This window comes from Streptomyces sp. MMS24-W38, assembly GCF_059889265.1.
On sequence record NZ_JCBCPP010000001.1, the window covers coordinates 1,690,157 to 1,703,725 of the forward strand.

Annotated in this window: 10 protein-coding genes; 4 read left to right on the forward strand and 6 right to left on the reverse strand. The window is 70.6% G+C overall.

Annotated elements, in window-relative coordinates; all coding sequences use genetic code 11:
* Window positions 1-167: 167 nt before the first annotated feature.
* Window positions 168-1,193: an ATP-dependent 6-phosphofructokinase gene (locus AC6F7H_RS06275; protein ID WP_109377977.1), complete on the reverse strand. Its 1,026-nt coding sequence runs from the start codon at window positions 1,191-1,193 to the stop codon at window positions 168-170.
* Between the two features lie 254 nt (window positions 1,194-1,447).
* Here AC6F7H_RS06275 and pta point away from each other — a divergent pair, with 254 nt between their 5' ends.
* The 3 genes from pta to pyk all read left to right on the forward strand — a co-directional run bounded on the left by pta (window position 1,448) and on the right by pyk (window position 6,358).
* Window positions 1,448-3,556, forward strand: coding sequence for a phosphate acetyltransferase (gene pta / locus AC6F7H_RS06280; RefSeq protein ID WP_500755752.1), 2,109 nt, complete (start codon window positions 1,448-1,450; stop codon window positions 3,554-3,556).
* A 26-nt stretch (window positions 3,557-3,582) separates the two neighbouring features.
* Window positions 3,583-4,857, forward strand: coding sequence for an acetate kinase (locus AC6F7H_RS06285; RefSeq protein ID WP_500761684.1), 1,275 nt, complete (start codon window positions 3,583-3,585; stop codon window positions 4,855-4,857).
* Between the two features lie 73 nt (window positions 4,858-4,930).
* Window positions 4,931-6,358: a pyruvate kinase gene (gene pyk, locus AC6F7H_RS06290; RefSeq protein WP_500755753.1), complete on the forward strand. Its 1,428-nt coding sequence runs from the start codon at window positions 4,931-4,933 to the stop codon at window positions 6,356-6,358.
* A 114-nt stretch (window positions 6,359-6,472) separates the two neighbouring features.
* Here the strand turns inward: pyk and AC6F7H_RS06295 are convergent, their stop codons facing one another.
* The 4 genes from AC6F7H_RS06295 to AC6F7H_RS06310 all read right to left on the reverse strand — a co-directional run bounded on the left by AC6F7H_RS06295 (window position 6,473) and on the right by AC6F7H_RS06310 (window position 10,855).
* Window positions 6,473-7,882, reverse strand: a complete 1,410-nt coding sequence (locus tag AC6F7H_RS06295; protein WP_500755755.1) for a hypothetical protein — start codon at window positions 7,880-7,882, stop codon at window positions 6,473-6,475.
* Window positions 7,872-8,474 (reverse strand): DUF6114 domain-containing protein, encoded by a 603-nt coding sequence (locus AC6F7H_RS06300; protein ID WP_500755757.1) that lies wholly within the window; start codon window positions 8,472-8,474, stop codon window positions 7,872-7,874. Before AC6F7H_RS06300 ends, AC6F7H_RS06295 begins: the two co-directional genes overlap by 11 nt.
* 119 nt (window positions 8,475-8,593) lie before the next feature.
* On the reverse strand, window positions 8,594-9,229 hold the full coding sequence (locus AC6F7H_RS06305; RefSeq protein ID WP_500755758.1) for a DUF6230 family protein: 636 nt from the start codon (window positions 9,227-9,229) through the stop codon (window positions 8,594-8,596).
* A gap of 645 nt (window positions 9,230-9,874) precedes the next feature.
* Complete coding sequence (locus tag AC6F7H_RS06310) at window positions 9,875-10,855, reverse strand: tetratricopeptide repeat protein (RefSeq protein WP_500755760.1); 981 nt, start codon at window positions 10,853-10,855, stop codon at window positions 9,875-9,877.
* 257 nt (window positions 10,856-11,112) lie between these two features.
* Between AC6F7H_RS06310 and AC6F7H_RS06315 the strand changes: the two genes are divergently transcribed.
* Entirely contained in the window at window positions 11,113-11,748 is a 636-nt protein-coding gene (locus AC6F7H_RS06315; RefSeq protein WP_500755762.1) for a TetR/AcrR family transcriptional regulator, read from the forward strand.
* A 32-nt stretch (window positions 11,749-11,780) separates the two neighbouring features.
* Here the strand turns inward: AC6F7H_RS06315 and icmA are convergent, their stop codons facing one another.
* Window positions 11,781-13,481, reverse strand: coding sequence for a coenzyme B12-dependent isobutyryl-CoA mutase large subunit (gene icmA / locus AC6F7H_RS06320; RefSeq protein WP_500755763.1), 1,701 nt, complete (start codon window positions 13,479-13,481; stop codon window positions 11,781-11,783).
* Window positions 13,482-13,569 lie beyond the last annotated feature (88 nt).

Sequence of the window (13,569 nt, forward strand, 5' to 3'; positions counted from 1 at the left end):
CCGCTGACGATCCTCTTCGCGCCGTGTCTGCCGACCGCCGTGTCTGCCGACCACCGCGTCGATGGTCCCGGTTTCGCGCCGGGCGGGGCGGTCAAGGGTGGGAGCGAGGCGGCCGGGGCCGGCGCGGGTGGGCCCGCGCACGTCTCCTCCCCGACCGCCGGGACCGGTCAGAAGACCGACTCGGCCTCGTCCATGCGGTCCTGCGGGACCGTCTTCAGTTCGGTGACGGCCTCCGCGAGCGGGACCATCACGATGTCGGTGCCGCGCAGCGCGGTCATCCGGCCGAACCGCCCCTGGTGCGCGGCCTCCACCGCGTGCCAGCCGAAGCGGGTGGCGAGCACCCTGTCGTACGCGGTCGGCGTGCCACCGCGCTGGATGTGGCCGAGGATGACCGGCCTGGCCTCCTTGCCGAGGCGACGCTCCAGTTCACCGGCCAGCGCCGTGCCGATGCCCTGGAAGCGCTCGTGGCCGAACTTGTCGATCTCGCCCTTACCGTAGTCCATGGTGCCGTCGGCGGGGTGGGCGCCCTCGGCGACGCAGATCACCGCGAACTTCTTGCCGCGGGCGAAGCGCGCCTCGACCATCTTGACCAGCTGGGCCGGGTCGAAGGCCCGCTCGGGCAGGCAGATGCCGTGGGCGCCGGCGGCCATGCCGGACTCCAGGGCGATCCAGCCCGCGTGCCGGCCCATGACCTCGACGACCATCACCCGCTGGTGGGACTCGGCGGTGGTCTTCAGCCGGTCCATCGCCTCGGTGGCGACGCCGACGGCGGTGTCGAAGCCGAAGGTGCGGTCGGTGGAGGAGATGTCGTTGTCGATCGTCTTCGGGACGCCGACCACCGGCAGTCCCGCGTCCGACAGCATGCGGGCGGCGGTGAGCGTGCCCTCGCCGCCGATCGGGATGAGCGCGTCGATGCCGAAGTCGCGGATCATGTCGGAGGCGTTCTCGCAGGCCTCGCGGAGCCGGTCGCGCTCCAGCCGGGAGGAACCGAGGATGGTGCCGCCGCGCGCCAGGATGCCGCTGACCGCGTTGAGGTCGAGGGTCCGGTAGTGGCCGTCGAGCAGGCCCGCGTAGCCGTCTTCGAAGCCGATGACCTCGTCGCCGTAGTTGTCGACCGCTCGGTGCACAACCGACCGGATCACGGCGTTCAGGCCGGGGCAGTCGCCGCCTGCGGTGAGAACTCCGATACGCATCGTGTTGTCGTCTCCTGGTCGCTTTGTATCCCGGTGAGCCACCTTCGATTGTTCCATGCCGCCCGGCACTCCGGTCCCCCGTCCCGGCCGCCCACCCATTTCCCGCCCCGGCCCCGCGCCCCACGGGCGGGCGCCCCCCACCAGCGCCGGAGGTACTGTCGAGGGGGATCGGCTCGCCCCGGCGAGCGTGGCGTCCGGGCCGGATCCCACAGGGCCGACAAGCACCGCGAGACCCCCGACGAAACGGAGCACGCGTGACCCGCAGTGTGTACGTGACCAGCATCGACCGAGGCGACGGCCGCCAGGTCGTCGAACTGGGGGTCATGGAACTCCTGACCCGGCAGGTCGACCGGGTGGGCGTCTTCCGTCCCCTGGTGCACGAAGGCCCCGACCGCCTCTTCGAGCTGCTGCGCGCCCGCTACCGGCTCACCCAGGACCCGGCGACCGTCTACGGCATGGACTACCAGGAGGCGTCCGCCCTCCAGGCCGAACGCGGCTCCGACGAACTGGTGTCGGCGCTGGTCGACCGGTTCCACGTCGTCGCCCGCGACTACGACGTCGTCCTCGTCCTCGGCACCGACTACGCCGACACCCAGTTCCCGGACGAACTGTTCCTCAACGCCCGCCTCGCCAACGAGTTCGGCGCCTCGGTGATCCCGGTCGTGGGCGGCCGCAGGCAGACCTCCGAGTCGGTGCGCGACGAGACCCGCAACGCCTTCCGCGCCTACCAGACGCTGGGCTGCGACGTGCTCGCCATGGTGGTCAACCGGGTGGCCGTCGAGGATCGGGACGAGATCGCCGAGCGGCTCGCCTCCCGACTGCCGGTGCCCTGCTACGTCCTGCCCGACGAACCCGCGCTGGCCGCCCCCACCGTGGCCCAGATCGCCCACACCCTGGACGCGAAGGTGGTGCTCGGCGACGACTCCGGGCTGGCCCGCGACGCCCTGGACTTCGTCTTCGGCGGCGCCATGCTGCCCAATCTCCTCGCCGCCCTGACCCCGGGCTGCCTGGTCATCGCCCCGGGCGACCGCGCCGACCTGGTCGTCGGCACGCTGGCCGCGCACAGCACCAACACCCCGCCGATAGCCGGGGTGCTGCTGACCCTGGACGAGGTGCCCGACGACCGCATCCTCACCCTCGCCGCCCGCCTCGCCCCCGGCACCCCGGTCCTGTCGGTGCCTGGCAACAGCTTCCCCACCGCCGAGCAGCTGTTCTCCCTGGAGGGGAAGCTGAACGCGGCCACCCCGCGCAAGGCGGAGACCGCGCTCGGCCTCTTCGAGCGGTACGCCGACACCGCCGACCTCACCCGGCGGGTCTCCGCGCCCAGCAGCGACCGCGTCACGCCGATGATGTTCGAGCACAAGCTGCTCGAACAGGCCCGCTCCGACCTCAGGCGGGTCGTCCTGCCCGAGGGCGGCGAGGAGCGGGTGCTGCACGCGGCCGAGGTGCTGCTGCGCCGGGGCGTGTGCGAGCTCACCCTGCTGGGACCGGTCGACCACATCCGCAAGAAGGCCGCCGACCTCGGCATCGCCCTCGGCGACACCCAGCTGATCGACCCGGCCACCTCCGAGCTGCGCGACGCCTTCGCCGAGAAGTACGCCGCCCTGCGCGCCCACCGCGGGGTCAGCGTCGAGCTGGCCTACGACGTCGTCTCGGACCCGAACTACTTCGGCACGCTGATGGTGGAGGAAGGTTTCGCCGACGGCATGGTGTCCGGCTCGGTGCACTCCACCGCCGCGACCATCCGGCCGGCTTTCGAGATCATCAAGACCCGGCAGGACACCTCGATCGTGTCCTCCGTCTTCTTCATGTGCCTGGCCGACCGGGTCCTGGTCTACGGCGACTGCGCGGTCAACCCCGACCCGGACGCCGAGCAGCTCGCCGACATCACCGTGCAGTCGGCGGCCACGGCCGCGCGGTTCGGGGTGGAGCCACGGATCGCGATGCTGTCGTACTCGACGGGTACGTCCGGCTCCGGCGCCGACGTCGACAAGGTGCGCGAGGCGACCGAGCTGGTGCGGGCCCGCCGCCCCGACCTCAAGATCGAGGGTCCGATCCAGTACGACGCGGCCGTGGAGCCGTCGGTCGCGGCGACCAAGCTGCCGGACTCCGAGGTCGCCGGGCAGGCGACCGTGCTGATCTTCCCCGACCTGAACACCGGCAACAACACCTACAAGGCCGTGCAGCGCTCGGCCGGCGCGATCGCGGTCGGCCCGGTGCTGCAGGGTCTGCGCAAGCCGGTCAACGACCTGTCCCGGGGCGCCCTCGTCCAGGACATCGTCAACACCGTCGCCATCACGGCGATCCAGGCCCAGTCCGCCGCCGGGTCCCCGGCCCCGAACGACAAGGCAGCCACCCAGTGAGCGCCCACCCGTCCCCCGTCACCGCCCTGCCCGACGAGCCGAGCTCGGCCGCTCCTTCACGTCCTTCACGTCCTTCTCGGGTCCTCGTCCTCAACTCCGGCTCCTCGTCGGTGAAGTACCAGTTGCTGGACATGAGGGACCGCAGCCGGCTCGCGTCCGGCCTGGTCGAGCGGATCGGCGAGCGGACCTCGCTGGTCCGGCACACACCGCTGGCGTCGGGAGGAGGGGCCGGGGACGGGGCGGGCGGGAAGACACGGGAGCGGACCGGTCCGGTCGCCGACCACGACGCCGCCCTGAAGGCGATGGCCGAGGAACTGGCCCTCGACGGGTTGGGGCTCGACTCCCCCGAACTGGCCGCGATCGGGCACCGGGTGGTGCACGGCGGGATGCACTTCACCGAGCCGACCGTCATCGACGACGCGGTGCTCGACGCGATCGAGCGGCTCATCCCGGTCGCCCCGCTGCACAATCCGGCCAACCTGACGGGCATCCGTACCGCCATGGCGCTGCGCCCGGACCTGCCGCAGGTCGCCGTCTTCGACACCGCCTTCCACACCACGATGCCGGAGTCGGCCGCCCGCTACGCGATCGACGTGCAGACCGCCGACGAGCACCACGTCCGCCGCTACGGCTTCCACGGCACCTCGCACGCGTATGTGTCCCGGGAGACGGCCCGGCTGCTCGGGAAGGCGCCCGAGGACGTGAACGTCATCGTGCTGCACCTGGGCAACGGGGCGTCCGCCTCGGCGGTGCGGGGCGGGAGGTGCGTGGACACTTCCATGGGGCTGACGCCCTTGGAAGGGCTGGTGATGGGTACCCGGTCCGGAGACATGGACCCGGCCGTCATCTTCCATTTGATGCGTGTTGGCGAAATGTCCGCCGACGAGATCGACACTCTTCTCAACAAGAAGAGCGGACTGGTCGGTCTGTGCGGTGACAACGACATGCGGGAGATCCGCCGCCGGGTCGACGCGGGCGACGAACAGGCGAAGCTCGCTTTCGACATCTACATTCACCGGCTGAAGAAGTACATCGGTGCCTATTACGCCGTTCTCGGACGGGTGGACGCGGTGGCGTTCACCGCCGGGGTCGGCGAGAACGCAGCTCCGGTGCGGGAGGCGGCCGTGGCGGGCCTGACGGAACTGGGTCTGACGGTCGACGCCGAGCGCAACGGCGCGCGTGGTGACGGGTCGCGGCTGATTTCGCCCGCGGGCGCGCGGGTCGCGGTCGCCGTGGTACCGACGGATGAGGAAATGGAGATCGCCACACAGACCTACGCACTGGCCGGAAAGCGCAACTGAGCAGCGGCTTTCTCATTTGTATCTTCCGCCAGACGGAATATTCCGGAGCGAAACAAACCGATAGGATCGCCCCATGCGCCGTTCCAAAATCGTCTGTACTCTCGGCCCCGCGGTCGACTCCCACGAGCAGCTCGTCGCCCTGATCGAAGCCGGCATGAACGTGGCCCGCTTCAACTTCAGCCACGGCTCGCACGCCGAGCACCAGGGCAGGTACGACAGGGTCCGTGCCGCCGCCAAGGAGACCGGCAGGGCCATCGGTGTCCTCGCCGACCTCCAGGGCCCGAAGATCCGCCTGGAGACCTTCGCCGAGGGCCCCGTCGAGCTGGTGCGCGGTGACGAGTTCACCATCACCACCGAGGACGTCCCCGGCGACCGGACCATCTGCGGAACGACCTACAAGGGCCTGCCGGGCGACGTCTCCCGCGGCGACCAGGTGCTGATCAACGACGGCAACGTCGAGCTGAAGGTGCTGGACGTCGAGGGCACCCGGGTGCGGACGATCGTCATCGAAGGCGGTGTCATCTCCGACCACAAGGGCATCAACCTGCCCGGCGCGGCCGTGAACGTGCCCGCGCTGTCCGAGAAGGACATCGAGGACCTGCGGTTCGCGCTGCGCATGGGCTGCGACCTGGTCGCGCTGTCCTTCGTCCGGGACGCCAAGGACGTGGCCGACGTCCACCGCGTGATGGACGAGGAGGGCCGCCGGGTGCCCGTCATCGCCAAGGTGGAGAAGCCGCAGGCGGTGGAGAACATGGAGGACGTCGTGATGGCGTTCGACGGTGTGATGGTCGCCCGCGGCGACCTGGCCGTCGAGTACCCGCTCGAGAAGGTCCCCATGGTGCAGAAGCGCCTGATCGAGCTGTGCCGCCGTAACGCCAAGCCGGTGATCGTGGCGACCCAGATGATGGAGTCGATGATCACCAACTCCCGTCCGACCCGCGCCGAGGCCTCCGACGTGGCCAACGCGATCCTGGACGGCGCCGACGCGGTCATGCTGTCGGCCGAGTCGAGTGTGGGCGCGTACCCGATCGAGACCGTGCGGACGATGTCGAAGATCGTCCAGGCGGCCGAGCAGGAGCTGCTCTCCAAGGGCCTGCAGCCGCTGGTGCCCGGCAAGAAGCCCCGTACCCAGGGCGGTTCGGTGGCCCGGGCCGCCGCCGAGATCGCCGACTTCCTCGGCGCCAAGGGCCTGGTGGCCTTCACCCAGTCCGGCGACACGGCCCGGCGGCTGTCCCGCTACCGCGCCGGCCAGCCGCTCCTGGCGTTCACCACGGACGAGTCCACCCGCAACCAGCTCGCGCTCAGCTGGGGCGTGGAGCCGCACGTCGTGCCGTTCGTGAACAGCACCGACGAGATGGTCGACCTGGTCCAGCAGGAGCTGGTCCGGCTTCACAGCTTCGACGAGGGCGACATCGTGGTGATCACCGCCGGCTCGCCGCCCGGCGTCCCCGGCACCACCAACATGGTCCGCGTCCACCACATGGGCGGCCCCACCAGCTGACCCACCCGCGTGCACGACGCCGAGGGCGCCCCCTGGAGAGGGGGCGCCCTCGGCGTCGTGCGGCTCCCGGAGTGGTCCGGCGGACCCGACGGAACCGACGGAACCAACGGGTCCTCAGGTGACGTACTGCTGCAGGCCCGGCACGTGCAGGGTCCCGCCGAACTGGCCCGCCTGCTGGACCGTCACGTCGGTGAAGTAGATCAGGGGGATGTTGAGCGGCGGCGGGTTCCCGGGGTCGAAGGTGACCGGGATCAGCCCGAGCAGCTTGCCGGAGATGCGCTCCGTGTACATCACGGTGTCGCCGTCGCGGATGGTGGACATCGACCCCTTGGCCGCCCGCACGTGGTGGGTCCTGCCGATCGACTTGTCCTCGACCGTCTGGTGCAGGTCGCCGATGTCGGTGCCGTCGGAGACGACGTACTTCAGGACCTTCTTGACTTTGCCGCTCGCGGTCCGGACCTCGACGATGCCCTGGTAGTCGGCGCCCTTCAGCAGCAACGAGCTGGCGTTCAGGAACCAGGGTTCGTCGGGCAGCGGGACCCTGTTGTCGACCCCGCCCTCGGCGTCGGTGGCCACCGGGCAGTCGTCGGGGTCGGTCGTGGCACTCTCGGCCGGGTCGGCCGGGTCCGACGGGCTCGGCGAGGCGGTGACGGGATCCGCCGACTCCGGGGCCGCCGGGGTTTCCGGAGCCGCCGGAGCCACCGGGGTCTCGGCCGCCGTGTCGGCGGCTTCCTCAGCGGTGTCCCTCGCGGCTTCGGTGGCCTTCTCGACGGCCTTCTGAGCGGTCTCCGCCGCCTCGTCCTCAGCGGTTCCGCCCTCGTCGGCGGAGGCCGACGGGGTGGGGCCCGGACTCTCCTCGGCTTTCTTGTCCTTGGGGGTGAAGACGTCCTTGACGGCGTCCCCGATGTCCTCCAGGACGTTGCGCTCGGTCTCCGAGGGCGTGGGCGCGGGTTCGGCCCGGTCGCCGGAGTCCTGCTCGCCCGAGGCCGCGGACGGGGCGGGCGCGGGCTCCCCCTTGTCGTCCTTGTCGTCCTTGTCGTCCTTGTCGTCGAAGTTGCCGGACCCCGAATCCGATGAAGGAGACGAAGAGGACGAGCCGTTGGCCGTGCCCTCGCCCTCGCCCGGGTTCGCGGTCCTGCGCTCCCCGGCGGAGGCCGAGGGGCTCGGCTCCGTGCCGGCGTCGGCGTCGGCGTCGGGGGACGGAGTCACCGTGTCGCTCGCCGAGGCGGACGAGCCGGTCGAGGAGGGCCCGTCGTTCTCGGATTCCTCCAGGGCCGCCACGCAGTCCTTGTACTCGTCGACGGTCAGGCTCTTCGACCGCGGCTGGTCCTCGGCCTGGGCGAGAGTCGGTGTGAATCCCATTCCCATGAGGACGGCGGTCGGCATCGCCGCGAGGGCGATCGCTTTTCCGGCAGGCATGTGGAACCTGGTGAACAGCGGCCTCTTGGGGGCCGCGTGGCGCGGCCCGGTTCTCACACGGAACGTCTCCACATCGGTCCCGCGGGTCACCTCGTCAGCCGGCACTGTGCCTCCCGTTCGCCCCGTTCGCCGGGCTCGTTCCTGACAGATCGTTCTCCCCCTGCGCCTCAGAGGCCTGGGAGGGACCCCCATCGCCCATTGCCGTGGTGCCCTTCACGGGTCCCGTGGCCGTGGTGCCGGGTTCCACACCCTGCGGAAAGCCGCCCCGGCCCAGGGGGTCCGCCTGCGGCTCCTGCTCGGGCGGGACGCCCGGCGCCCACGCAATGGCCATCGCCCCACCGACCAGCGCAAGCAGGAAACCGATGATGAAGCCGCCGAAGTTGGACACCGGAATGGAGACGAGCCCCAGCAGGATCGCCGCGACACCCGCGAAGACCCGGATGTGCTCCTGGACCCACAGGCTGATGCCCAGGACGACCAGCAGCACCCCGATGATCAGAGACCCCGCGCCCGCGGTGGTCGCCATCGCCAGCGTCAGGTGACCGATCCGGAGATTCGCGTACGGGAAGTACATGATCGGAAAGCCGCCGAGCGCGACGAACAGGCCGGCCCAGAACGGCCGTGCGCCTCGCCAGGCACGGAACTGCTGCCTGCGGCGGGTGAACTGGCCGGAGGCGGCAGGAGTCTCGGCGCTCATGGAAAACAGCTCCCTGGTACGGCTTTGCTGTGGTGGTGATGTGCGCCGCGCGTGAAGACGCGGCGGGAAGGTGGACGGGCGGGGGGCGCCACCGGCTCCCCCCGCCCGTCATCGAGTGCTTAGTAGCACTCCTTGACACCCGCGGACAGTGACATCTTCAGCCCGCTGAGCTTGAAGGTTCCGGCGGTGGTCGCCCACGCCGTCTGCTTCACCTTGGTCAGCGTGGCCGAGTCGGCCTGCTGGGCGAAGCCGTACGGGTTCGCCTGCTCGTTGCCGCCCTTCATGCCCGGACCCTTGCTGGCGTCCTTGGCGGCCACACCGATGTCGATGCCGCGGAAGGTGGCATCGGCCTGGAGGTCCGCGACGTCGATGTACAGGTTCTGCGCCCTGACCGGGGTGCCGCCACCGCCGGCCTTCAGCGTCAGACTGACCGAGCCGAGCCCCGGGATGCCCGGGGTCACCACGGACTGGCACATGTTCGTGATCTTCGCGGACTTGAACGCCGAGACCGCGACGGGGTGAGCCGTCTTCTCGCCCTTCAGCGTGTAGCCCTCGTCGAGCGCTCCGTACTGGGAGAAGCCCGTACCGTCGAGCCGGTCCGCCGTCACCTTGAACGACTGGCCGGAGACACTGAACGACGCGGCGAGAGCGCCCTGCGCGAGCGCGACGCCTATAAACGCCGTGGCGGCCACGCTGGGCACCATCACCACGGCGAACCGCTTCCATCTGGTCCCGCCACGCACCTGGGACTCCATATTTCCTCCTTCTCGGACGTACATCTCCTGCCCTGACGCACCGCCAACAGGCGGGCAGCCGGGCAGGGATGGGAGAAGTGCTACGTCCTCGGAAAGGAGAGCGCCGCGCTCGGCAACGCACGAAGCGCCCGAATCACCGGCGATCACCCCCGAGCGACAACCACTGGTCGCGCCTGACACGCATCACGCACAACCTGCTGGACAGGCTTCGCCGGGTGAGCGAAGACCCCCCTGTCCAAGAACCGGCTCCACTGCCGCCGGCTCTGCTCGGTGGGGACCCAGGAACGCCCGCGTCCCGACCGGCTGTCGGAGTACGGGCAATGGACCGAGCGTCGCCGATCGTGGTGCATTCTCGCCGCCCGCACAAGGGGGTTCATTACTCGCTGGTAACGGCTGAACAAGCGGAGGGAGACCCACCGGCGCCGGACGGCGACCCTCGGTGTCCCGCAGGGTGCGGACAAAACAGTTGACGCCTGGACAGAGCCCGACAGATCAACGCGTGCGATTTACTCGCAGTAACAGCGGCCGCGATTACCAAGTTTCGGTAAAGCGCGGCCGCAGGGGCCTCCGGTCGGCCGGTCTTTCACTCGGGCACCACCGGCCCGGAAACCGCCTCGGACGGCCGGGCAAGGGGCACCGATCCGCTCAGAACAGGGCACGCGCCAGCGCTCTGCGCGCGGCGATCACGCGCGGATCCTCGGCCCCGACCACCTCGAACAGCTCGAGCAGGCGCACCCGTACGGCCTCGCGGTCGTCGCCGGCCGTGCGCCCCACCGTCTCGATGAGCCGGCCGAAGGCGTCCTCGACATGACCGCCCACCAGGTCCAGGTCGGCGGCGGTGATCTGCGCCTCGACGTCCTGCGGCTTCCCGGCGGCGTCCGCGCGCACCCGCTGCGGGTCCAGACCCTCCACCCGCTGGAGCAACTCGGCCTGGGCGAGCCCCAACTGAGCCTCCGGGTTGCCCGGGTCGTCGGTGAGCACGTTCTTGTACGCCTGGATCGCGCCGCCCAGGTCGCCGGCGTCCAGCGCCCGCACAGCGGCCTCCAGCAGGGCGTCGTACGGACCGACGGGCGCCTCGGCGCCCGACGCGGCACCACCGCCGCCCGGCACGGCGTCGGGGTCGACGGTGAGCCCGGTCAGACCGAAGCGCTCCTCGGCGACCTGCACCAGCTGGTCCAGGGTCTGGCGGATCTGCGTCTCGCCCGCGGCCCCCTGGAAGAGCGGCAGCGCCTGCCCGGCCACCACCGCGAACACCGCGGGAATGCCCTGGACACCGAACTGCTGCATCAGCATCTGGTTGGCGTCGACGTCGATCTTGGCGAGCAGGAAGCGCCCGTTGTACTCGACGGCGAGCCGCTCCAGGACGGGGCTCAGCTGCTTGCAGGGCTCACACCATTCGGCCCAGAAGTCGATGACGACCGGGACCTCGGTGGACCGCTGCAGGACGTCGCTCTCGAAGCCGGCCTCGTCGACGTCGATGACGAGGTCGGCCGGGGAGACCGCGCCCCCGCCGCCCTGCCGGGCCGCCTCCGCGCGGGCCTGCTCCGCCTTCGTCTTGGCCTCCTGGGCCGCCTTCACCGCGGCGAGGTCGACGACTCCGCTCATGGACATGTTCCGTGGCTGCATACGTCTATCCTCCCCCGTACCCCGCGTGTCTGTGAAAACGCCGGGAAACCCGGGCATCCGCGTGCTCTTCGGCACCGGGTCCCCACCCGCGCCAGTGGTCGTCGCTCGAGCAAAACGGCCGTTCCGTTCGGGCCGCCCACACTTTCGCTACGGGTCGTAGCGTAACGGCCGGCGCGGCGCACGGGCCGGGCCACCCCGGTGATCTCCCTCACGCTCCCCTCACGACGACACGGGAACCGGCGGATAGGGTCGTGCCCATGCAGAGCAGCGCCAGTCGGTCCCCCGCCACGCGCACCGGACGCCCGCGCAGCACCGCGGCGGACACCGCGATCCTGGCCGCGACGCGGGAGGCCCTGGTCGAACTGGGATGGTCCAAACTCACCCTGGGGGACGTCGCGAGCCGCGCGGGAGTCGCCAAGACCACCCTCTACCGGCGCTGGGCGGGCAAGAACGAGCTGGTCGTGGACGCGGTCGCCGAACTCTTCGACGAACTCGAACTCCCCGACCGCGGCAGCCTCGCCGCGGACATCGAGGGCGTGGTCCTCCAGCTCGCGGCACTGCTGTCCCGCCCGGAGGCCAGGTGCGGACTGATGGCGGCGGTCGCGGAGTCCACCCTCGACGAGGCCCTGCGCGAACGCATCCGCACCTCGATCGTCCAACGGCAGAAACGCCTGGTCCACACCGGCCGCGCCCGCGCCCAGACACGTGGCGAACTGCCGCCCGACCCCGACCCGGCCGAGGCGGCCCGCACCGTGGACCTGATCTTCGACATGGTCGCCGGCGCGGTGGTGCACCGCACGCTGGTCAGCGGACGCCCGGCGGACGAGGAGTGGGTCCACGACCTCACCCACGTCCTGCTCACCGGCCTCACCACCCCCGACCCCGTCCCGTAGTCGGGTTCGGGGTCGGGGGTTGGTGAAGGCGGTCAGAAGCCCGCGGGCTCCGTGTACACCCCCCACTCGTCCCGCAGCGCGTCGCAGATCTCACCGAGGGTCGCCTCGGCGCGTACGGCGTCCAGCATCGGCTCGATCATGTTGGCGCCGGAGCGGGCCGCGTCGAGCATGGCTGCCAGGGCGGCCCGTACCGCCGCGTCGTCGCGGGCGGCCCTGCGCTCACCCAGGATCCGCACCTGCTCGCGTTCCACCTCGTGACTGACCCGGAGGATCTCCAGGTCACCGGTGACCGAGCCGGTGTGGACGTTGACGCCGACGACCTTCTTGTCGCCCTTCTCCAGCGCCTGCTGGTAGCGGAACGCCGACTCGGCGATCTCGCCGGTGAACCAGCCGTCCTCGATACCGCGCAGGATGCCGGAGGTGATCGGCCCGATGGGGTGCCGCCCGTCGGGGTGCGCGCGCAGCCCCCGCTCCTTGATCTGCTCGAAGATCTTCTCCGCGTCCGCCTCGATCCGGTCCGTCAGCTGTTCCACGAACCAGGAACCGCCCAGCGGGTCGGCCACATGGGCGACACCGGTCTCCTCCATGAGCACCTGCTGGGTGCGCAGGGCGATCTCGGCGGCCTGCTCGCTGGGCAGGGCGAGCGTCTCGTCCAGGGCGTTGGTGTGCAGGGAGTTGGTCCCGCCGAGGACGGCGGCGAGCGCCTCCACGGCCGTCCGCACGACGTTGTTGTACGGCTGCTGCGCGGTCAGCGAGACGCCCGCGGTCTGCGTGTGGAACCGCAGCCACTGCGCCTTCTCGCTCTTCGCGCCGTACACGTCCCGCATCCAGCGGGCCCAGATGCGGCGCGCGGCGCGGAACTTGGCGATCTCCTCGAAGAAGTCGAGGTGCGCGTCGAAGAAGAAGGACAGACCGGGCGCGAACACGTCCACGTCGAGCCCGCGGCTGAGCCCCAGCTCCACGTACCCGAAGCCGTCCGCCAGCGTGTACGCCAGCTCCTGGGCGGCCGTCGACCCGGCCTCGCGGATGTGGTAGCCGGAGACGGAGAGCGGTTTGTAGGCGGGGATGCCGGCCGCGCAGTGCTCCATCAGGTCGCCGATGAGGCGCAGATGCGGCTCGGGCGTGAAGAGCCACTCCTTCTGGGCGATGTACTCCTTGAAGATGTCCGTCTGCAGCGTGCCGTTGAGCACGGCGGGGTCCACGCCCTGACGCTCGGCGGCGACGATGTACATGCAGAAGACGGGCACGGCGGGCCCGCTGATCGTCATGGAGGTCGTCACGTCCCCGAGGGGGATGTCGTCGAACAGGACCTCCATGTCGGCGGCCGAGTCGATGGCCACCCCGCAGTGCCCGACCTCACCCAGGGAGCGCGGGTCGTCGGAGTCGCGGCCCATGAGCGTCGGCATGTCGAAGGCGACGGAGAGCCCGCCGCCGCCGTTGCCCAGGATCATCTTGTAGCGCTCGTTGGTCTGCTCGGCGTTGCCGAACCCGGCGAACTGCCGGATCGTCCAGGTGCGCCCCCGGTAGCCGGTCGGATACAGACCGCGGGTGAAGGGGTACTCACCGGGCCAGCCGATCCGCTCGAACCCCTCGTAGGCGTCCCCGGGCCGCGGCCCGTACACCGGCTCCACGGGATCGCCGGAGAGCGTGGTGAAGTCCGCCTCGCGCTTGCGCGCGGCGTCGTACCGGGCCTGCCAGCGACGGCGGCCTTCCTCGATGGCGTCAGCGTCCATACCCTCGAATTTACTAGGACGTCCTAGTAAAGGACAGTGGTGCAGGCCAGGACGGGGGACGGGACGTCACAGCGGACCGGATACCCTC

What these genes read in the sequence shown, in the direction of transcription:
- AC6F7H_RS06275 (WP_109377977.1), bottom strand. Translation starts at nt 1,193, where the DNA reads ATGCGTATCGGAGTTCTCACCGCAGGCGGCGACTGCCCCGGCCTGAAC.
- pyk (WP_500755753.1), top strand. Translation starts at nt 4,931, where the DNA reads ATGCGCCGTTCCAAAATCGTCTGTACTCTCGGCCCCGCGGTCGACTCC.
- AC6F7H_RS06300 (WP_500755757.1), bottom strand. Translation starts at nt 8,474, where the DNA reads ATGAGCGCCGAGACTCCTGCCGCCTCCGGCCAGTTCACCCGCCGCAGG.
- AC6F7H_RS06305 (WP_500755758.1), bottom strand. Translation starts at nt 9,229, where the DNA reads ATGGAGTCCCAGGTGCGTGGCGGGACCAGATGGAAGCGGTTCGCCGTG.
- AC6F7H_RS06310 (WP_500755760.1), bottom strand. Translation starts at nt 10,855, where the DNA reads ATGCAGCCACGGAACATGTCCATGAGCGGAGTCGTCGACCTCGCCGCG.
- AC6F7H_RS06315 (WP_500755762.1), top strand. Translation starts at nt 11,113, where the DNA reads ATGCAGAGCAGCGCCAGTCGGTCCCCCGCCACGCGCACCGGACGCCCG.
- icmA (WP_500755763.1), bottom strand. Translation starts at nt 13,481, where the DNA reads ATGGACGCTGACGCCATCGAGGAAGGCCGCCGTCGCTGGCAGGCCCGG.